The organism is Arthrobacter sp. Soil762 (assembly GCF_001428335.1).
Taxonomy (GTDB): domain Bacteria; phylum Actinomycetota; class Actinomycetes; order Actinomycetales; family Micrococcaceae; genus Arthrobacter.
Genome location: NZ_LMSG01000023.1, coordinates 214627 through 235076, shown reverse-complemented (window position 1 = coordinate 235076; position 20450 = coordinate 214627). Strand labels below are relative to the sequence as shown.

The 20450-nt window shown below is 66.2% G+C and carries 19 protein-coding genes; 6 read left to right on the top strand and 13 right to left on the bottom strand.

Features of this window, described 5'->3' with window-relative positions; translation table 11 throughout:
- Positions 1-122 precede the first annotated feature (122 nt).
- A complete protein-coding gene (locus ASG77_RS20865) occupies positions 123-1637 on the top strand; it encodes an XRE family transcriptional regulator (protein ID WP_056349591.1) in 1515 nt (504 codons plus the stop codon).
- Between the two features lie 112 nt (positions 1638-1749).
- Here the strand turns inward: ASG77_RS20865 and ASG77_RS20860 are convergent, their stop codons facing one another.
- From ASG77_RS20860 to ASG77_RS20850, 3 genes are read right to left on the bottom strand one after another with little or no spacing between them, the layout of a single operon-like run.
- A complete protein-coding gene (locus tag ASG77_RS20860; protein ID WP_056349692.1) occupies positions 1750-2751 on the bottom strand; it encodes a TAXI family TRAP transporter solute-binding subunit in 1002 nt (333 codons plus the stop codon).
- A 34-nt stretch (positions 2752-2785) separates the two neighbouring features.
- Complete coding sequence (locus ASG77_RS20855; RefSeq protein WP_056349588.1) at positions 2786-4255, bottom strand: sensor histidine kinase; 1470 nt, start codon at positions 4253-4255, stop codon at positions 2786-2788.
- On the bottom strand, positions 4252-4920 hold the full coding sequence (locus tag ASG77_RS20850) for a response regulator transcription factor (RefSeq protein ID WP_056349585.1): 669 nt from the start codon (positions 4918-4920) through the stop codon (positions 4252-4254). Before ASG77_RS20850 ends, ASG77_RS20855 begins: the two co-directional genes overlap by 4 nt.
- A gap of 252 nt (positions 4921-5172) precedes the next feature.
- On the opposite strand from ASG77_RS20850, the gene ASG77_RS20845 reads away from it, so the two are divergent.
- On the top strand, positions 5173-6564 hold the full coding sequence (locus ASG77_RS20845; RefSeq protein ID WP_056349583.1) for an MFS transporter: 1392 nt from the start codon (positions 5173-5175) through the stop codon (positions 6562-6564).
- A 300-nt stretch (positions 6565-6864) separates the two neighbouring features.
- Positions 6865-8157, top strand: a complete 1293-nt coding sequence (locus ASG77_RS20840; RefSeq protein ID WP_442854258.1) for a serpin family protein — start codon at positions 6865-6867, stop codon at positions 8155-8157.
- Positions 8158-8179: 22 nt separating this feature from the next.
- Here ASG77_RS20840 and ASG77_RS20835 read toward each other — a convergent pair whose 3' ends face one another.
- Positions 8180-8500, bottom strand: coding sequence for a hypothetical protein (locus ASG77_RS20835; RefSeq protein WP_056349580.1), 321 nt, complete (start codon positions 8498-8500; stop codon positions 8180-8182).
- Between the two features lie 98 nt (positions 8501-8598).
- Here ASG77_RS20835 and ASG77_RS20830 point away from each other — a divergent pair, with 98 nt between their 5' ends.
- A complete protein-coding gene (locus tag ASG77_RS20830; RefSeq protein WP_056349577.1) occupies positions 8599-9222 on the top strand; it encodes a TetR/AcrR family transcriptional regulator in 624 nt (207 codons plus the stop codon).
- On the opposite strand, the gene ASG77_RS20825 is transcribed toward ASG77_RS20830, so the two are convergent.
- The gene (locus ASG77_RS20825; RefSeq protein WP_056349574.1) at positions 9219-10118 is read right to left on the bottom strand and encodes a hydroxymethylpyrimidine/phosphomethylpyrimidine kinase; all 900 of its coding nucleotides are present in this window, start codon (positions 10116-10118) and stop codon (positions 9219-9221) included. The genes ASG77_RS20830 and ASG77_RS20825 overlap by 4 nt on opposite strands.
- Positions 10119-10256: 138 nt before the next feature.
- Here ASG77_RS20825 and ASG77_RS20820 point away from each other — a divergent pair, with 138 nt between their 5' ends.
- Entirely contained in the window at positions 10257-10973 is a 717-nt protein-coding gene (locus ASG77_RS20820) for a queuosine precursor transporter (RefSeq protein WP_056349572.1), read from the top strand.
- Between the two features lie 72 nt (positions 10974-11045).
- On the opposite strand, the gene tgt is transcribed toward ASG77_RS20820, so the two are convergent.
- The 5 genes from tgt to ASG77_RS20795 all read right to left on the bottom strand — a co-directional run bounded on the left by tgt (position 11046) and on the right by ASG77_RS20795 (position 15790).
- Positions 11046-12401 (bottom strand): tRNA guanosine(34) transglycosylase Tgt, encoded by a 1356-nt coding sequence (tgt, locus tag ASG77_RS20815; RefSeq protein WP_056349569.1) that lies wholly within the window; start codon positions 12399-12401, stop codon positions 11046-11048.
- Between the two features lie 33 nt (positions 12402-12434).
- Complete coding sequence (locus ASG77_RS20810) at positions 12435-13160, bottom strand: hypothetical protein (RefSeq protein ID WP_056349565.1); 726 nt, start codon at positions 13158-13160, stop codon at positions 12435-12437.
- A 61-nt stretch (positions 13161-13221) separates the two neighbouring features.
- Entirely contained in the window at positions 13222-14274 is a 1053-nt protein-coding gene (locus ASG77_RS20805; protein WP_056349563.1) for a DUF6707 family protein, read from the bottom strand.
- 86 nt (positions 14275-14360) lie between these two features.
- Entirely contained in the window at positions 14361-14900 is a 540-nt protein-coding gene (locus ASG77_RS20800) for an NUDIX hydrolase family protein (protein WP_056349560.1), read from the bottom strand.
- A 110-nt stretch (positions 14901-15010) separates the two neighbouring features.
- Positions 15011-15790, bottom strand: coding sequence for a hypothetical protein (locus ASG77_RS20795; RefSeq protein WP_056349557.1), 780 nt, complete (start codon positions 15788-15790; stop codon positions 15011-15013).
- A 77-nt stretch (positions 15791-15867) separates the two neighbouring features.
- On the opposite strand from ASG77_RS20795, the gene ASG77_RS20790 reads away from it, so the two are divergent.
- Positions 15868-16467, top strand: coding sequence for a YdeI/OmpD-associated family protein (locus tag ASG77_RS20790; RefSeq protein ID WP_056349556.1), 600 nt, complete (start codon positions 15868-15870; stop codon positions 16465-16467).
- 44 nt (positions 16468-16511) lie between these two features.
- On the opposite strand, the gene ASG77_RS20785 is transcribed toward ASG77_RS20790, so the two are convergent.
- From ASG77_RS20785 to ASG77_RS20775, 3 genes are read right to left on the bottom strand one after another with little or no spacing between them, the layout of a single operon-like run.
- A complete protein-coding gene (locus tag ASG77_RS20785) occupies positions 16512-17693 on the bottom strand; it encodes an ABC transporter ATP-binding protein (RefSeq protein WP_235564720.1) in 1182 nt (393 codons plus the stop codon).
- A complete protein-coding gene (locus ASG77_RS20780; protein ID WP_056349553.1) occupies positions 17690-19228 on the bottom strand; it encodes an ABC transporter permease in 1539 nt (512 codons plus the stop codon). Before ASG77_RS20780 ends, ASG77_RS20785 begins: the two co-directional genes overlap by 4 nt.
- A 39-nt stretch (positions 19229-19267) precedes the next feature.
- Entirely contained in the window at positions 19268-20326 is a 1059-nt protein-coding gene (locus ASG77_RS20775; protein ID WP_056349550.1) for an iron ABC transporter substrate-binding protein, read from the bottom strand.
- Positions 20327-20450 lie beyond the last annotated feature (124 nt).

Here is a 20450-nt window from a genome sequence, read left to right as displayed (position 1 = left end):
ATCTGCCGGCCGGAGCTGCTGCGTTGCAGTTCCGGCCGGCTACCCCGGTGCGGTGTTTCTTTCCGTGATTACTACTTTTCAGCACTTCGCAACACTTCTCTAGGGGAAAACACTGGAAAGAAATGCACTTCTTCGCGTATCCTCAAGAAATGACGCCTGGAAGCTGGAACCGCGAAGTCGCCCTACCGCCGTCGTCCGCCGCATCCCCGGAACTGGACGTCATCAGCCTGGGCCGCCGCGTGCGGCATCTGCGCAAGCAGGCCGGGTACACGCTCGATGACCTGGGCGCCGCCGTCGGGACCGCCCCCAGCCAGTTGAGCCTGATCGAAAACGGCAAGCGGGAGCCCAAACTTTCCCTGCTGCAGGGGCTGGCCGCGGCCCTGAACGTGAGCATCGACCAGTTGCTTGGCGCCGAGCCGCCGAGCCGCCGCGCGGCCCTGGAAATTGAGCTGGAACGTTACCAGCGCGGGCCCCTGTACGAGTCCCTCAACCTGCCCAAAATCCGGATCAGCTCGCGGCTTCCGGTCGATGTGTTGGAGGCGCAGGTGGGGCTGCTGCACGAGCTCGAACGCAAGCTGAACGAGCAGGTGGCGACGCCGGAAGAGGCCCGCCGCGCGAACGGTGAGCTGCGTGCCATGATGCGCGAGCGCGGCAACTACTTCCCGGAGTATGAGGCCGAGGCGCAGAAGGTGCTCGGGCTGGTGGGTTACACGGCCGGGCCGCTGAGCCAGCACGTCATCGCCGACATCGCCGAGAAGCTCGGATTCACCCTCCATCACGTGAGCGACTTGCCGCATTCCACCCGTTCAGTGACGGATTTGAAGAATCACAGAATTTACCTGACGCAGAGCCAGCGGCAGGACCACGACCCCCGCTCGGTGCTGTTGCAGGCGCTGGGCCACTACGTCCTGGGGCACGAGACGCCGAAAAACTACGGCGACTTCCTCGGCCAGCGGGTGGCCACCAACTACTTCGCGGCCGCGCTCCTGCTGCCCGAGCAGGCCACCGTGGATTTCCTGCAGAAGGCCAAGGCTGCCAAGGAAATCGCGGTTGAGGACATCCGGGATGCTTTTGCTGTCTCCTACGAGACCGCCGCGCACCGCTTCACCAACCTGGCCACGAAGCACCTGGGTATCACCACGCACTTCCAGAAGACCCACAAGAGCGGCATCATCTACAAGGCCTACGAGAACGACGGCGTGACGTTCCCGATGGACCATACAGGCGCCATTGAAGGCCAGCCGTCGTGCAAGGCCTGGACCTCGCGGGCAGTGTTCGATGTGCCGGACAAGTTCAGCGCGTACAGCCAGTACACGGATACTCCGTCCGGCACGTATTGGTGCACGGCCCGGACGGAGCGATCGGCCAGCGGCGAGTTCTCCCTGAGCATCGGGGTGCCGTACCAGCACGTGAAATGGTTCCGCGGCCGGGAAACCACGGCGCGCGAAAAGTCCACGTGCCCCGACCCGAACTGCTGCAAGCGGCCCCCGGCAGCACTGGCCTCCGAGTGGGCCGGAAACGCCTGGCCGGCGGCTCGCGCCAACACGCACCTGCTGGCCGCGATGCCGCCCGGCGCGTTCCCCGGCGTGGACGAGACCGAGGTCTACTCGTTCCTGGCTGCGCACTCGGGGAACTGACCCCAGGACGCTCTCTCACTTAATGCGGGTTTTTCCCGAACGCTCTCTCACTTTCTTGGAGAAAGTGAGAGAGCGTTCCCGTATTTACTGCAGCAAGTGATAGAGCGTTTCCTTACCCGTGGAGCTCCCGGTACGCCGCTACGGCGCCGGGGTGCAGGGGCAAACCCGCGGTGTTGATCAAGGATTCGGGGCTCAGGAACTGGACCCCCAGGCTGGAGCGCGGGATCAGTTCCTCGGCATGGCCCACCAGCAGTTCGACGGTCCGCTTAACCGTTCGGTCATCAAGATCGCTCCGGCACAGCAGCAGGTTCGCCACGCCCACGGTCCAAACAGCCGGAATGCCCGCGTAGGCGCCCGCCGGGATCAGCACCCGGTCGTAGAAGACGCCGTATTTCGCCCGCAGTGCCGGCAGCAGCGGCGACAGATCCAGGAAACCCAGCCCGACGTCGTCGTTCGCGGCGGCAATGGCCGCAGTCGGCACGCCGCCCGACCAGAACAACGCGTCCGCCGTTCCGTCCCGCAGTGCCGCGAGGCCCTCATTGAGGCCGAGGCTCAGCACCGTGACGCCGCCGGCGGTGCCCGCAGTGGTGCTCAGCCCGGCAGCCTCGAGCAGCCGCGGAGTGGTCAGCGACGTCCCCGAGCCGGGCTCGCCGACAGCCACGGTCCGGCCGGCAAGCCCGCTAATGTCCCGGATTTCGCTGTTGTGCCGGATGACGCAGTGGACGTAGTTCTCGTACACCTTTCCGACGGCGGAAAGTCCGACGGCGGGCGGCTTACCCGCCGCTGTGCTTCGGGCAGCCGAATCCGCGAGCGCGACGGCGAACGTGGCTTTGCCGGTCAGCAGATGTTCGAGGTTGTCCAGGCTGCCGCCGGTAGTCAGCGCCGTGGCTTGGCCGGCAACGCCGTGACGTTGGAGGGATGCCGCCAGCAGCTCGGCGAACTCGAGGTAGAAGCCTCCGGGCTCGCCACCGGCCACGGTCACGGTTCCCGGGCGGTCCGTGGGCGTACACGCACCCAGGCCCGGCAGCAGCAGCCCGGACAAACCGGCCGCGAGGCTTGCCTTCAGGACGGCCCGCCGCGGGGGATCAGGGGGAAGCGGGGGACTCGTGGGCAGGGCCCGCGCTCCGGTGAAGCGCCCCACGAATAGGTCAGCCACGCGGAGCCGCCTGCTCCGGACCGGCGTGCTCCGGCCCGGCAAAAAGCCCTGGCACATCCGCGGAAAGTGGAAACTCGAGCCGCGCGATCAGTCCATGCGGCGAGGCCCCGGCAAGCACCAGCCGGCCACCGTTGGCCGCCGCCAGCTTGTCCACAATAGTCATGCCCAGCCCAGTGCCGCGGATGGTCCGGTGCGCCGGGGACCGCCAGAAACGGCTGGTGGCCTCTGTCCGTTCGTCGGCGGAAAGCCCGGGGCCGTCGTCGGACACTTCGATGGCCACCGTGCCTTGGCGCGCTCCCGCAGCCACCGAGACGTGGGCGCCGGGAGCGTACTTGATGGCGTTGTTCAGAAGTTCGCCGACCATCTGGGCCAGTTCTGCGGCGTTGCAGGCGATACGGACGGCGGGTGCCGGCGGATCTCCCAGCAGGATCGATGCTCCGCTGCGCTGGGCGGCAGGGCCCGCCCGTTCGGCTTCTTCCTGCAGGACCGGGTACGGATCAAGCGGCGCCTGTGCCGCGGGCAACGGGGTTCCCAGCGGGCCCCGGGCGGAGTCCTCAGAGGCCCGGTGCTCGGCGGACGCCAGCCGCAAAACGCCGTCCAGGATCTCCTCCACACGTTCGAGCTCGGCTTGCACTCCTGCCGCGGCGTCGTGTTCGCGGGCGGTTTTCAGTTCCAGCTGCAGCAAATCGATCCTGAGCCGCAGGGCGCCCACGGGATTGCGTAGTTCGTGCGATGTGTCCGCTATCAGTTGCCGCTGCGAATCGAGGCTGTGGCTGACGGTCTGCGCCATGGTGGTGAATGAACGGCTCAGTTGTCGAAGTTCCGGCGGCCCGGCCTCGGGAAGCTGGCCAGTCCGGCCTGTTGCCTCAAGTTCGGTCACGGCCGCGTTTAGCCGGTGCACAGGCCGGAGGACCCACTCTGTCACGCGGGCCGCGCCCAGGAGGAGCACCGCGGCCAGGACCGCCGCCGCCAATGCCACGATGAGCCACCGTTCCCGCAGTTTCTGCCGGGCCGGGTCCAGGTTGACCTCGAGGACGGCTTCGCCCAGGACCTGGCTCGCGCTGCCGAAGGAGCGGGAGATCACCTCGGAGGAAGTCCCGAACGGCTGCAGCGGGCTGAGCGTGGTGTCGCTGAGGTTCAGGTTCGCCCTGGCCACGGCGTCCCGGACGTCAGGCCGGTCCTCGCTGAGGCCGCCGGAGCGCAGGGTGCCCTGCTGGAGGCGGATCAGGACGCCTTCTCCGTAGAGTTCGGAATACCGGTCCATCTCCGTCTGCAGTTGAGCGGTTTCGCCCGCAGAGGCGGCGTCGAAAGCTACTTGTGCCAGGCGGTTGATCGACGCGGCACGGTTGATCTGGAGTTCCTGGGTCAGTTCCCGGCCGGCGGACGTCAGGATGGCGTTGGAGGCGATGATGACGATAAGCACGGCCAGCACACTGAGGATGCCCAGGACGCGCAGTTTCACGCCGGGTCCGCCTCGACCCGGTAGCCGACGCCGCGGACGTTGATGATGAAGCCCGGCAACTGGAGCTTCGCCCGCAGCCCCGTCAGGTGCACGTCAAGGGACCGGGACGAGGCCACGAAGGCGTCGCCCCACAGCGCGTCCAGGATCTGTTCACGGGTGACCACGGAGCCGGCGTGGCTGGCCAACAGTGCCAGCAGGTCAAACTCGGTGGCCGTCAACGGGAGCACCTCGGAACGGAGGGCCGCCACGCGCCGCTCGAGGTCGATCTCAAGATCACCCAACACCACGCTCTGCTGGCGCGCACCGCCATGGCGCCCGGCACGGCGGGTGACCGCCTCGATGCGGGCAAGAAGTTCCACGAGCTTCACAGGCTTAACGAGGTAGTCATCCGCACCGGACCGCAGGCCGAGCACCACGCTGCGTTCGTCGTCGCGCGCGGTGAGAATCAGGATGGGCACCGGCGTGACCTGGCGCAGTTTCCGCAGCACGTCCAGGCCATCCATATCGGGAAGACCCAGGTCCAGGAGGATCACTTCGAACTTCCGGTGGACCAGCAGGGCGTCGGCTCCGCGGGCGACACGGGTGGGGTTGTGCCCCGCGGTCGCGACGGCGGCGGCGAGGGCGGACGCCATGGCGTCGTCGTCCTCGACGATGAGCAACTCCATGGCCTGGTTCCCTTATTCGCTGAGCGGGCAACGCAAACTGCCCGCTTTGGAGATTACCCCTTCTCCCGGCGAAACCTAAGGAAGTGTTAGGAAATGCCCTCCCACGTTGGATGTGCCTTGGATCACGCATAACTTGGATGAGGCCCCCGGCGTTTGAGGGGGGGCCCGTCAACGTCGAGGAGGAACCATGGGCAACGTAGCCATGGACAGCACGAAAGCAAGAACAGCGCCGCAACCCGGGGAGGTTCAGCGATGAGCGCCCAGCACGCGGTCCAGAGCGAGGCCGCACAGACCCGCCGGGCCGTGAGCAACATCCTCAAGGGTTCAGCGGGCAACCTCGTGGAGTGGTACGACCTCTACGTTTACACAGTCTTCGCGGCGTACTTCCAGTCGCACTTCTTCAATTCCCAAGACGACCTGCAGGCCGGGCTCGAGGCCATGGCCGTCTTCTCGACGTCGTTCCTGATGCGTCCGGTGGGCGCCTGGTTCTTCGGCCGCTATGCCGACCGCAAGGGCCGCAAGGCGGCCCTGACGCTCAGCGTGACGATCATGTCCGCCGGTTCCTTCGCCATCGCCATCCTGCCGACGACCCAGCAGATAGGCGTCTGGGCGCTGATTCTGCTGATCCTTGTGCGGCTGGTCCAGGGCTTCTCCGTGGGTGGCGAATACGGCACCAGCGCCACCTACATGTCCGAGGCCGCCACATCCAAACGCCGCGGCTTCTTCTCAAGCTTCCAGTACGTCACGCTGATCGGCGGCCAGATGCTGGCCCTGCTGGTGCTCGTCATCCTGCAGAACACCATGGACAAGGGCGCCCTGACTGAGTGGGGCTGGCGCATCCCCTTCGCGATCGGCGGCGTCGCCGCGCTCGTGGTCCTGTGGCTGCGGCGTTCCATGGAAGAAACCGTGTCCGCCGAGCAGGTCGAGGCCGCCAAGGTTCCGGCCGTGGCCGGCGTTGCACAACCCGGCACCATGAAGTTGCTGTTCACCCAGCACTGGAAGCCGCTGCTGATCTGCATCGGCGTCACCCTCGGTGGCACCGTGGCGTTCTACACGTACACCAACTTCATTCTGAAGTTCATGAACGATACCTCCGGGATCGCCAAGACCGACACCTCCGTGATCAACTTCTGGGCGCTGTTCATCTTCATGCTGCTCCAGCCGGTCTACGGGATCATCTCGGACAAGGTCGGGCGCCGGCCGCTGCTGCTTTGGTTCGGCATCACGGGTGTGTTGTTCACCTGGCCGCTGCTATCCACCCTGTCCAACACCAAGGACCCGTTCACGGCATTCCTGCTGATGCTGGGCGGCCTGCTGATCGTCGGTGGCTACACCTCGATCAACGCCCTCGTGAAGGCCGAGCTGTTCCCGGCCTCCATCCGCGCCCTCGGCGTCGGCCTGGGCTACGCGATCGCGAACTCGCTCTTCGGCGGCACCGTCCCGCTGCTTGGTGCGGCGTTCCAGAAGGCCGAGCGCGTGGACCTGTTCTTCACCTACGTCACCGTGGCCATTGCCATCTCACTGCTGGTCTACATCTTCGCCCTGAAGAACAAGAAAACCACGCACCTGGACCGCGAACAGGGCGACGCCTGGAACCGCCCGGCCAAGGACGACGACAAGGACAAGGACCTCATCAACGCCTAGCGCTGTGGGCAGCTCCAGTGGGCGTACGACGGCGGGTGGCCACCCGCCGTCGTACGCCCACCGCGCCGCCCCCGGTACCCCGGACGCTCTCTCTGATAATGCGGCAAATCCCGGGACGCTCTCTCACTTTCTTGTGGAAAGTGAGAGAGCGTCCCGGGTTTTCTTGCGTTAAGTGAGAGAGCGTTTGGGCGATGCCAAAATGAGTGCAAAGCGTGACCGTACAGGCATCGTCTCGCGCCGCCGTCACTGGTTCACTGGGAGCAGGCGGATTCCCGCCCTTGTGTGCCGGGGGAGGCGACAGTGGTGTTTCGTTTTCAGCGGGCGGTGGCCTTGGGCGCGGTGCTGGGACTGGCGGCATGTGCGGCCCCGGCGCCTCCGGAGCTCCTGACGGCCGACGGCGTGGAACGGGTTTCGGTGGACCGCGCGGCTTATGCCGCCGAACTGCGCTCCTTCCGGGCTTCCGCCCTGGGCCTCGGCGAGGCGCTGCTGGCGGACGGCGGCGACGGCGCCAACGGGAACGTCGTGTCCTCGCCCGGGAGCCTGCTGATTGCCCTCGCGATGCTTCGCTCCGGCGCGTCGGGCGAGACCGCGGCGGAGATGGACAGCGTCCTGCAGCTCCCCGCCGGGAACCGTGATGAGGCCATGAACGCGGTCCTCAGTTCGCTGGAGAAGTTCGACGGCGACCCCGGCGCAGTGGATGAGGACAACCCGCCGCGGAAACCGGTCATGCACGCCGCCAACGGGCTGTTCGTGGACACGGACGTGCCCACCGGCGAGTCGTTCCTGGACACTCTTGCCCGGCACTACGGAACCGGTGTGTATCCCGTGGACTTCAGCGATGAGGGCGCCACGAAGCCCGCCATCGATGCCTGGGTCAACAGGAACACGGGTGGCCGGATCAAGGAAGCCCCCGCAGAATACGCCCGGGACAACACCTTCAGCCTCCTCAATTCCCTGTATTTTGCCTCCGCCTGGAGCGCGCCGTTTGACCCGAATGCCACCTCGGACCTGCCGTTCACCACAGCCGCCGGCGAGGAAATCGACGCGCCTGCCATGCACAACGAGCTGGAGATGAAGTACGCGGAAGGCGCAGGCTGGCAGGGCGTGGACCTTCCCTACGCCGACGGTTTTGTTATGCGGTTGGTCCTGCCGGCGGCCGGAGCCGATGCCGGGTCCCGCCCCGCCTCAGCGGCCTTCGGCGCCGCCACGCTCACGGAAATCGCTGACGCGTTCGACACCGCCGCGCCGGAGACGGTGCAGATCCAGTTGCCACGCTGGGACCACAAGTGCAGTTTTGACCTGCGGAAGGTGTTTGGGTCACTGGGGCTCCAGAAGACGCTCGACACCACGGAGGATTTCAACAACATCCAGCCCAGGATGGCGATCACCCAGGCCGCGCAGGCCGCCAACATCACTGTGGCCGAAAAGGGCACGATTGCCGCCGCGGTGACCCAGATCAACGGAGCTGTCACCAGCGCTCCGCCGCAGCCCGAGCGGGTTATCAGGTTCGACCGGCCGTTCCACTACCAGATCGTGCATGTGGAAACGGGCCTGCCGCTGTTTATGGGGGAGGTCGCCGACCCGCGCTCGTGACCGTGGCTTCCCCGGGCTGAGCCTAACTAACTGGTCTTGCGGAATTGCGGCGGCGCAGCAGGGCGCCGTAGCCGGCAAAAAGGCGCGGGAGGACGAGGTAGACGGCAACCGGAACCACCACGAGTGTCAGGACCAGGGCACGGAGCACCAGGTGCCAGCCCTCGGTCAGGGGTGCCACCAGGATCATGCCCACGGCCACCAGCGGAAAGATGGCCAGCCACGTGATGACGGCGCGGACGTGGATGGACGGCGCAGGCGGCACCGGTCCGTGAGCAGTGACCGGAGCCTGAGCAGGGGCGGCTGGCGCGGGAGCAGTTGCTGTGGGGCCGGGGGTGCTGTTCATGGCTAACTCCAACTAGTTAGTTGCTTTTGATAAAAGCGAGACTAGTACGGGCTCCACAAAAGTGCAACTACTTAGTTGGAAACGGGTAGAATCGTGACATGGCCTGGAATACTGAGCGCACCAAAGCACTGCTGCTGACTGCCGCCACTGAGGAGTTCAGCGACAAGGGCCTTGCCGGTGCGCGGGTGGACCGCATTGCGGCGGCGGCGGGCGTCAACAAGGAACGCATCTACCAGTACTTCGGCAAGAAGGACGAGCTGTTCGACGCCGTCCTGGCCGCTGAACTGGTGCGGGTGATGTCCGAGGTCCCCATCGAAGGTCACGGCGCGGCGTCCACCGGGGAGTACGCCGGAAGGCTTTTTGACCGTCACACGAACGACGGCGCCTTGGCCCGGCTCCTGTTCTGGGAAGGCCTGGAGCGCGGGAGGAATACCGTGGACCGGGCCACACGCGCTGACCACTGTGCCGCAAAAGTGGACCAGATGCTGGCAGTTCTGCCCGGAATCGACCGCACGGATGCGGCCGACCTGGTCCTCACCATCGTTACGCTGTGCGACGGCTGGACAGTGCTGCCCCAGATCGACGCACTCTTGGCGGGCTCCGCTCCGGACCGCCTGGACCGCCGTCGGGCCTTCATTGTGCGGACGGCGACTCTGGTAGCCGACGACTTGCTTGCAGCGGCCCGGCTGGAAGAGACGCCGCTGGAAGACTCAAGAAACTAGCGCGCGCCGCCCTGCCAGAGGGCGTCGAACGGCGCGCCGGACGCGACCCGGTTGCGGATGCCCGCGGTGACAAAGTCCTTGGCGGCCCGGGCAGCCTCCAGCGGCGTGGCGCCCTTGGCCAGCTCGGCCGTAACCGCCGCGGCGAGGGAGCAGCCAGCACCGGACACGGCCACCTCGCCCACCTTGGGAGCGCTGAGGACTTCGAGTGTCTCGCCGTCGTAGTAAACGTCGACGGCGTCCGGGCCTGCCAGCCGCACGCCGCCCTTGGCCAGGACCGCGGCGCCGCTGAGTTCGTGGATGCGGACTGCTGCGGCTTTCAGGGATTCGACGTCGGTGATCGCCAGGCCGGACAGCGATTCGGCTTCGAAGTGGTTGGGTGTCACAAATGTGGCCAGCGGCAGGATCTGCGCCTTCAGGGCCTGGTCCGTGTCCAGTGCGTGGCCCGGCTCCTGGCCCTTGCAGATCAGCACCGGATCCAGCACTACATTGCGGAACCGGCCCGTTTCCAGCGCCGCGGCTACCGTGCTGATAGTGGCCGGGCTGCCCAGCATGCCGACTTTCACGGTGTCCAGGACCGGCCGGCCTGGAGCCGACGGCTCGCCCGAAGCACTCTCGGAGGCGGTGACCCCTGACGCCGGACCGTAGGCCGCCGTCGTGGCTTCCAATTGGTCCGCGATGACCTGCTGGTCCACCGGCACGAAACGGTGGTTCCAGTTGTCGCTGGGATCGAAGGAGACGATGCAGGTCAGGTTGGCGATGCCAAACACGCCCAGCTCCTGGAACGTCTTCAGGTCGGCCTGGGCTCCGGCGCCACCCGTGGCTTCGGATCCCGCGATGGTCAGGACGACGGCGGGAGCGGACACGGGGGACTGGAGGGCAGCTGAAGCTAAAGTCATGGCACTATCCTGCCATCCGGCGTCGGGGTCTATTGTTCAGTGGGAGAATGTCGTGACAGTGCTAATACAGCCGGCGTCCCGCGCAACTTTCGTTGCGGGAACCGTACGCCGAGCGAACCACTACGAATGGAATCCCCCATGCCTTCCCCCTCAGGCCCTGACGCCCAGCCCATAGCCGACTCCGCCCGGACGGCGCCGAAATTCGCATCAATCGGTTCGCCGTACTTCGGCATCATGCTGGCGTTTATGGCCGTGGTGCTGATCCTGTCCAACATCGGGGCGTCCAAGGGCGTCGCGATCGGTCCGATCATCACGGACGGCGGGTTTTTCCTGTTCCCGCTCGCCTACATCCTGGGCGACGTCATCAGCGAGGTCTACGGTTTCAAGGTGGCGCGCAAGGCCATTTTCACCACCTTCGCACTGTCCGTCTTCGCCTCTGTTTGCTACTGGGTGATCATCGCCCTGCCCGGCTTTGATGACGAGTTCGGCACGTCCAAGCAGGCCGCCCTTGAGGGGGCCCTTGGTCCGGTGCCGCAGATTGTGCTCGCCTCGCTGGTGGCGTTCCTGGCCGGCCAGACCATTAACTCGTGGATCCTGGTGAAGATGAAGGCCCGCTCCGGGGAGAAGTCACTGTGGGCGCGGCTGATGGGTTCCTCAGGCGCGGGCGAGTTCGTGGACACCCTGATTTTCTGCAGCATCGCCGCCTCCGTCATCGGCATCACGGACTTCGGCACGTTCCTGAACTACGTGGTGGTGGGCTTTGTCTACAAGACGCTCGTGGAGTTCCTGTTTGTGCCGGTGACGTCCCTGGTCATCGGCTGGATCAAGAAGCGCGAACCGAGCTACGGGGTCTGAGCGGCCACCCCCGGGCGCGGAGGACGACGGCGGGACGCAGGGAGGCGGGCGGGCAGCGAGCCGGGCCGGCGCTTAGCGGTAGTACTGCGCCAGCGTCTCGGCCTTGAACTCGAAGAAAGTGCCGGCTTCGATGGCCAGCCGGGCGTCGTCCACCATCTTCACTACGAAGCGCTCGTTGTGGATGGAGATCAGGGTGGCGGAGAGCATCTCCTTGGCCTTGAACAGGTGGTGGATGTAGGCCCGCGAGTAGTTGGCGCAGGCGTAGCAGTCGCAGCCGTCCTGGAGCGGGCCGAAGTCGCGCTTGTACTTGGCGCCGGAGAGGTTGAAGCGGCCGGTTGGCGTGTAGAACGCGGAGTTGCGGGCCACCCGGGTGGGGGAGACGCAGTCGAACGTATCCGCGCCGTTCTCGATCGCGGTGAAGATGTCGTCCGGCTCGGAGATGCCCAGCAGGTGCCGCGGCTTGTCCTCCGGCAGCTCCTCGTTGCACCAGCGCACAATCGTGCCCAGGTTTTCCTTCTCCAGAGCCCCGCCGATGCCGTAGCCGTCGAAGTCCATGGCGCCCAGGTCCCGGCAGGCCTTCCGGCGCAGGTCCTCATACTGGGCACCCTGGATCACGCCAAAGAGGGCCTGGTACGGCTTCCCCACACGGGACGTGGTCAGCCGGAAATGCTCCTCCAGGCAGCGCAGGGCCCACAGCCGCGTGCGCTCCAGCGATTCCTCCTGGTAGCCGCGGGAGTTATGCAGCGTGGTCAGCTCGTCGAAGGCGAACGTGATGTCCGCGCCGATCTTGTGCTGGACCTGCATGGAAATTTCGGGGGAGAAGCGGTGGCGGTCCCCGTTGAGATGCGATTTGAACCAGACACCGTCGTCGTCGATGTGGGCCAGGCGTTCCTTGCCCGGAGCCACGGCGCCATCCGGGACAGCCGCGTCCGCGGAAGACACGGTCTTCATGTCGATGACCTTCTTGAACCCGGACCCCAGGCTCATCACCTGGAACCCGCCGGAGTCCGTGAACGTCGGCCCGGACCAGTTCATAAAGGCGCCCAGCCCGCCGGCTTCGTCCAGGATGTCCGCCCCGGGCTGGAGGTACAGGTGGTAGGCGTTGGCCAGGAGCGCCTGCGCACCGAGGTCCGCCATGGATTCCGGCAGGACGGACTTAACCGTGGCTTTGGTCCCGACGGCGATGAACGCCGGAGTGCGGATCTCGCCGTGGGGCGTGGTCATGGTCCCCGTGCGGCCCAGGAATTCGCCGCCGTTGGCAGATACCTGCGCAGACGACGGCGCACAGCTGTCAGCAAGGCGGGTGCCAACGGTGAAGGAGAACTGCGACTGGTCGGCTGCAGCGGCGGAGCCGGCCGCCGGTGCGACGGGATCAGCTGAGGCGGCCGAAACGGAGACAGATGGAGCAGAGACGGGGTTGGCTGGCACGGTTCCAGTGTGCCAGCAAACGCCGCCGATCCCTCAGTGGGCCGCTTCCGATGTGGGGTAGTTCTCAGCCCGCCAGCTGTCCCAGAGCGAATGGATGGACTCCAGTTTGTGGGCACCCAGATCGAACGTCGAGGCTATCACCATGGCGCCGCCGTGGGGCCTCACCCCTTCAATGACGGGCTGGTCCGCCACGATCAGCAGGCCGTCGCCGTGCTCCGCATAGCTGTGGACGGTGAGCCCCACCTGGTGGTTGCTGCGGAACCAGACCTTGCCGGTAATCTCTTCCCCTGTGGACAGCGTCAGCCCGTACGTCTCACCCGGCGCAGGCACCTCCGACAATCCCAGCTTTTCGATGGCGGAAGCAGGCTCGCCGGGAAATTCGAAGAACAACGTGTGCCGCTTGCCGTGCGGGTGGTGTTCCAGCGCGAAGCGGAGTTGCTGCAGGAACGTCAGCCAACCCTGGGTGATGTCCTCATCCCAGGCCGCCCACTCAGAGTTGTGGTCCAGGGCTGCCCGCGTGACACTGACCAGCGTCCCGGCGGACACCGGTTTGAGGTCGAAGACGTCGCCGCCGTTGGTAGTCAGGCTGGTGTGGTCCGGGGCTTCAACCACGCTGCTGCTGAAGTAGATCCCGTTAATCTCATCTGCCAGTTCGTCAGCATCCCAGCCGTGCCACTGGGCCACTTTGGCCGGTTCGCGCAGCATGGTCCAGACCTGCGGCGCGTCAGCATTTATCACCACGCTCAGATTGTTCGTCATAGCCCGAATCTACAACGCGGGCGCAACCCCGGGTAGGGGGTAATTCCCCCGCCCGGACAGCTCAGGCCCGGACGGCCTCGAGTTCGTTGCTGATCCGGCGCTGGAGTTCGCCGACGCCGATCGTCTCAGACCCGCCGTGCGCCCGCAGGAACAGCAGGGATTCGAGGCGCAGCAGCCGCCACTCCCGCTCGGCCTCATGGTTCGAGTTGTCGATCGAGCGGAAGATTTCTTTGTCGTACAGGTTGGGTTCGTTCAGCGAACGCTGGCGCACCTTGGCGTTCATCCGCGCCTTGAACGGGTCCGTTTCCTGGTTTTCCGGCAAACGCAGCAGCTTCTCGTAGACTTCGGCGCGGTCCTCCTGCCGGTCCTGGCGGCAGATAAAGCTGGACAACGCCAGCGACGCCTCCACGGACGCCCACCGGCCCGGGTTGCCATCGAACGGCAGGACATTGAGCAGGTCCGCCACGGTCAGCGCCCCGTCCGGATCCTTCAGCGTGATGAAAAGTTCGTGGGCAAGGTCGCTGAGGTCCTTGAGGCAGCTGCCGGACTTGAAGTTGATGCCCTTGGCCAGCTTGTCCGCCAGCAGCAGCACACCAACGGCGTCCGGGTGGGCTTCCGCGGCAGCCTCCACCACCGCTTCGGGTGTGCCCTGCGGCGCCGGAATCCGCGCCAGTTCTTCCGCGGACGGGCCGCTCATCGCGGGCGGGATGGCCGGCACGGGAGGGACGACGACGGCGGGAGCCGCCGGGGCTATCTCCGCTTCGCGTGTGTGCTGGGGCTGTTCGGCAGGAGGTTGCGCCGCGACCGTAAGCTGCGTGACGGCGTCGGGCGTTGTGTCCTGAACGGGGGTGTCCTGAACTGTGCTGTCCGGGACCGTGATGACCGGGACTGTTGTGTCCAGGATCTTTACGGTGGAGCCGGCTGCGATGCGGAGGGTGCCGCCGCCGGTGAGGTTTGCCAGGACTACCGCAGGGGTCCCGAAATCATCCGGTTCAAACTCCACGTGCTGGATTTCGGCGGTGCGTTCACCGTCGGGGAGGAGGAGCTGATCGCCGGTGGTCAGAGATCCAGCCTGCTGTTCGCTGTAGTGCCTGGCGGCTGGGTTTTCGGTCATGGGAGTCCTTAAGTTCTCTTGCGGTCCGCCCTACAGTCTACAAAGCGGGGCCCTGGAAATCGGGGACGCCGGGGAACCCGCGGGCGTCAGTGACCCACGCCCGCAAAGGCCAGCGCCTGGCGGACCAGGGCGCCGCGGCCGCCGCTGAATTCGAGCTGGACGTCGGGGCTTAGCACTTCGGCCGGGGTCATCCAGGTCAGTTCCAGGGCGTCCTGGCGGGGTTCGCATTCGCCGGTCACGGGGATGACATACGCCAACGAGACGGCGTGTTGGCGGTCGTCGGTGAATCCGGTCTGGGACGGGGCCGGGAAGTATTCGGCCACAGTGAAGGGGACCGGGCTGATGGGGAGCTGCGGAAAGGCGAGCGGCCCCAGGTCCTTTTCCATATGGCGCAGGAGTGCGGCGCGGATGGTCTCGCGGTAGATCACGCGGCCCGAAACCAGCGACCGGATCATATTCCCGTCCTCGTCGGCCTGCAGCAGCGTGCCAACCTCGTTCACAAAACCCAGCGGATCCAGCCTTACCGGCACGGCCTCCACATAGATCATGGGGAGCCTCCCGCGGGCCTCAAAGAGGTCTTCTTCGGAGAGCCAGCCGGGATTGGGGTCAGGAGTGCGAACGTTCATGGTTAAGTTCTACCCCATCGGACGGCCGCGGACCGCTGAGGGGTGAGCTATCAGCGTAAAGCGGCGTCCAATGCGCCGGAATCTCACCCTTCGGTCGGCTCAGGGCCGGATCACTGCGCTGCGAGGCGTTGCGAGATCCAGAGGGTGGGCGGGACATGCTGGGCCGTTGTGTCGGCGGCAGTGTCGGCGGTGCCGGAACTTCTTGCGCTTCCAAAGGCGGCGTCGGGGTTGGCCACGTGCAGGGTCCGGCCGAAGGCTTCCTCGGTTTCGCTGACGTCCAGCCCGGCGGAGGTGAGCCGGTCCCGCAAGGCGCCCAGATCGCCGTCGTACTCAAATCCCAGGCCGGACCGCGGCGGCCCGGATGCCGGCCGCACCATCAGCACCCCGCCGTTCTTGGCGGTAAAGTCGGCGGTTTCGTCGGCGTCCGGGACGGGGCGGAACCTGGCGCCGATGTCCTGCAGGGTCACGGCGGCGGCGCCGGGATCCTCCGTAAACCAGACCCCGACGACGGTGAGGGCAGGATCAGCGTCAGCCGCGTTCGCCTCCCGGGCGCCTTTGTCCGCCAGGAAGCTGAAGCCGTCCCGGCCGGTGATGCGGCAGGACTCGCCGTGGTCGGCGGCGATGAGCTCGGCGACCGTGTTCCCCGATTCCTCCGCTGCCAGGGCGGTGCGCCGGGCGAATTCCGCCAGATCGCCCACCTCCACGCCCAAGGCAGTGGTGCCGTCGTCCGTGGCGCCGGCGTCGGCCACATGCAGGGCCAGCCGGCCTGAGCCGGCGTCGAACTCCCGCCATGGGCCGTCATTGACGGTCTTGGCCAGGCCGAGGGCAGCCAGGAGCTGTTCCCAACTGTCTGGCTGGGAGGTGAAATGGACGGGTCTGACACGCAGCATGGGTTCCTCCTCGAAACCAGGACAGGTCGGCTACCGCCATCATGCCACTTCCAGCTGAAGGCGGGCAGAATAGGGCCATGGCCATTGAACTCGAGGAACTGCTGGTAGCGGACGCGGCGGAGTGGCGGCTGTGGCTGGAACAGCACCATGCCACGAGCCCTGGCGTGTGGCTGGTGCTGCATAAGAAGGGCGGCAACGCCACTGAACTGGACTATGAAGCAGCGTTGCAGGAGGCGCTGTGCTTTGGGTGGATCGACGGTCAGGGCAAAAGGCGCGACGACGACAGCTCCTTCCAGCGGATGACCCGCCGCGGCCCGAAGAGCGTCTGGTCGGCGCGGAATGTGGACCGCATCGGGAAGCTCGAGGCTGCCGGCCGGATGACAGCGGCTGGCCGCGCCGCGGTCGACGCTGCCAAAGCTGACGGGCGCTGGGAAGCAGCCTATGTGGGGCAGGCGACGGCGGAAGTCCCGCCGGATCTGGCCGCCGCCATCGCTGCCGTCCCCGAGGCCCAGGCCATGTTCGACGTCCTCACCTCCGTGAACCGGTATGCCCTGATTTACCGGACGAATTCCGTGAAACAGGCGTCCACGCGGGAACGGAAAATCGCCGGCTTTGTGGAGATGCTGGCCCGGGGCGAGGCGCCGTATCCGCAGAAGAAGAAGCCCGCCGGAGATTAGTAGCGGCGGATTTCGACAGGCTCAATCACCGGTGCGCGACAGGCTTAATCACAGGCGGGGTCCAGCGGGAAGGCGACCGCTTCGCCCACCACGCGCAGGCAGAGTTCCATTCCCGGCCGGGCAATGGAGGCGTTCCAGTGCCGGATGGTGATGACTTCGCCGCCGCCGGGGTAGCGGTGGTCGGCGAGGTCGGCCAGTTCGGGTGGCACAGAGAGTTTGAGGCGCACGGTGGTTTCCGGGCCGAAGTAGTCGGTGTCCACCACCACGCCGCGGATGGGGCCATCCTCGGCAATGCGGATCTGCTCAGGACGCAGCATCAGCTGCACCCGGCCCTGGGCCGGCGGGCGGCGGACAGGAATTCCGCCCAGCGAGCACGTGGCCAACGAGCCTTCCATCCAGGCGTCCAAGATGACGGCGTCGCCCAGGAATTCAGCGGTGGCGCGGTCGGCGGGGCGGGTATAAACCACAAACGGGTTGCCGATCTGGGCCAGCTTGCCGCCGCGCATCACGGCCACCTGGTCCGCGAAGGACAGGGCCTCGGCCTGGTCGTGGGTGACCAGGATGGTGGTGACACCGGCCTTGTTGAGGACCTTGGCCACGGCCCGCCGGGTTGCCACGCGCAGGCCGGCGTCCAGGGCTGAAAAGGGCTCGTCCAGCAGCATCAGTTCGGGTTCGCGGGCCAGTGCACGGGCCAGGGCCACACGCTGCTGTTGCCCGCCGGAGAGCTGGTGCGGCCGCCGCTTGGCCATGGCGGCGTCCAGCGAGACCATGTCCAGCAGCTCGCTGATCCGGCCCGCGACCCCGCGGCGGCCACCCGCGAGCTTGGCCGTGTCCAGGCCGAACGCGATGTTCTGGCCCACCGTCAGGTGCGGGAAAAGCGCCCCGTCCTGGGCCACGTACCCCACCTGGCGTTTATGCGCAGGCAACCACACGCCGTCGCCCGCCACCTTGCTGCCGTTGAGCGAGATGCTGCCGGTGGCGGGGTGTTCGAAGCCGGCGATCAGCCGCAGGAGGGTGGTCTTTCCCGAGCCGGAGGGTCCCACTATGGCGGTGGTTCCGCCCTTGGCCACGGACAGGTTGACGCCTTTGAGGACGGCCTGGGAGCCGAAGTGCCTGGTGACATCGGTGATCTGCAGATGGCTGTTGGTGGTGGGTGCCACCGACGGTGCGATCCGCGGTTCCGGAAGCCTGGAGGGGGCATCACGCGGAGTGTAGGAATCGGTCACTGTCCGGCCACTTTCTTGGACTGCTGGAAGAGAAGGTAGGTCATGGGCGCCGAGAGCAGGATCATCAGCAGGGCATAGGGGGCTGCGCCGGCGTAGTCGATTTCGCTGCTCTTGCTCCAGAACGCGCTGGCCAGGGTTGTCGTCCCGTTGGGGGAGAGCAGGAGCGTGGCGGTCAGTTCGGTCACGACGGCGAGGAACACCAGCGCTGCGCCACCGGCGGCCGCGGGAGCCGTGAGGCGCAACGTGATCTTCAGGAAGGCATTGAACGGGGATCTGCCCAGGGCACGGGCCGCTTCGTCCAGTTCCTTGGGGGCCTGTGCCAGCCCGGCGCGGATGTTCACCAACGCGCGGGGAATGAACAGCAGCACGTACGCGGCCACCAGCAGCCCGGTGGTCTGGTAGATGCCCGGCGCCACGTTGATCGCCACGGTGACGAAGGCCAGACCCACCACAATGCCGGGCATGGAACTGGTGATGTAATTGGAGAGCTCCAAGGACTTGCTGAACCAGCCCGGATGCCGGACGGCCAGGTACGCCATGGGGAACGCGACGACGGTGGCGGCCACTGCGCCGGCAAGGCCCAGTCCCAGCGTCTGCAGCAGCGCGGGGACAACCTCCTCCACATCCCAGATCTCGGCGCCGCCGGCCACGATCCAGCGGACCACAAGCCACAGCGGCAGGCCGAACGCCAGGACAGTGAGCGCCAGGAGTCCGAACTGGGCAGGAACCTGGTAGCGGTGCAGGGGGAGCCGCAGGGGCTTGGACTGGGCACCGGAGCCGATCCGTGCGTAGCGGGCCGTGCCGCGGCTCCGGACCTCCAGCACCAGGAGGATCAGGCAGAAGAACACCAGGACGCTGGCCAGCATATTTCCCGCCGTGCCGTTGAACGTGGAAGCGTACTGCTGCATGATCGCCGTCGTAAACGTCTCAAAGCGGATCATCGCGAAGGCGCCGTACTCGGCCAGCAGGTGCAGGCCCACCAGCAGGCCACCGCCGGTGACGGCGATGCGCAGCTGGGGCAGCACCACGCGGAAGAAGACCTGCCACGGGCCCAGGCCCAGGGACGCCGCCGACTGCTCGATGGCCGGATCCAGCCGGCTGAGCGTCGCAGCGGCCGGAATGTAGACCAGCGGGAAGTAGGACAGCGTGGCGATCAGCGCGCCTGACCAGACGCCTTCCAGGGAAGGGATGGCGGACACCCAGGCGTAGCTGTTCACAAACGCGGGAATGGCCAGCGGCGCCGCCAGGAGCACGGCCCACCACTTGTGGCCACGCAGCTTGGTGCGTTCCACCAGCCACGCGCCGCCCACGCCCACCACCAGGGTTGCGGGCACCACGATGAGCATCAGCAGGAGGGTGTTGACCAGCAGTTCGCCCACCCGGGGGCGGAAGATCAGCTCAATGCTGGTATCCCAGCCGGTGACGGCTGTCATGTAGATGACATAGCCCAGCGGGATGAGTGCGAACAGAGCCAGCAGTGTGGCCAGGAGCACAACCACCAACGGCGGGCGAGGGCTGTTGCCCTTGCCCGCCATCGCCGCCTTGGCGGTTAGTTCTGGGGTTGAAACCAAAAGCTAGAGCAGACCGGCCTTGGTCATCAGTTCCGTGACCTTCTTGGAGTTCAGCTTGGAGGAGTCAACCGTCGGTGCCTGCAGTTCGGCCAACGGAACCAGCTTGTCGTTGGATGCCACGCCGGCGCCGACGGTGTACTCGAAGTCCTTGCCCGTCTGCAGCTGCTCCTGGCCTTTCTTGCCCGTGATGAAGGCGAGGAACGCGTCGGCAGCGGCCTTGTTCTTGGAGGACTTCAGCACGCCACCGCCGGATACGGAGACAAACGCGCCCGGATCCTGGTTCTTGAAGTAGTGGCTGGCCACGTTCTTGGAGTTCTCGCCGGTCTTGGCCTGGTCACCGAAGTAGTAGTAGTGGTAAATAACGCCACCTTCGATTTCACCGGCGTTGACAGCCTTCATGACCGCACCGTTGCCCTGGTAGCCCTTGAAGTTTTCCTTCATGGCCGTGAGCCACTTCTCGGTTTCGGCCTCGCCCTTAAGTTCAAGGTAGGCGGAAACGATCGCCTGGAAGTCGGCGCCGGACGGCGAAGCGCCCCAGCGGCCCTTCCACTCGGGACCGGCCAGGTCAGAGAGGGACTTGGGCAGCTTATCTTCGGTGAGCTTTTCCTTGTTGTACACGAACACGGTGGAGCGGGCTGCGACGCCGGTCCACTTGTTGGTGGACGGGCGGTACTCGGCCGGAACCTGCTTCTTGACCTCGTCGGTGAGGTCGGCGAACAGGCCTGCGTTTTCCACCTGGGTCATGGCGGGGGAGTTCTCGGTGATGAAGACGTCAGCCGGGGACTTGTCGCCCTCCTGGATGATCTGGTTGGACATCTCGGTGTCCTTGCCCTGGCGCAGGGTCACCTTGATGCCGGTCTCCTTGGTGAACTCTTCCACCCAGGCCTTGGTCATGGATTCGTGCTGAGCGTTGTAGACCGTGATGCCATCGCCGGAAACCTGGCCGTCTGCGGACGGGGAGACGGTGGCTGCCGGGGACGTGCTGCCGCCACAGGCGGTCAGTCCAAGGGCTGCGGTGGCGGCGAGTGCGATGCCGGCCAGGGCGCTGTTGCGGATCTTCATCGGGGCTACTTTCTGGGAAAAAGTCTGGCGGACCGTCGGTCCCGGCGAGCCCGGAGTTAGGGTTGGCTCACTCGTGAAACTGTAGGTTAGCCATACCTAAGACACCAAGCGGCATCACCCTTAA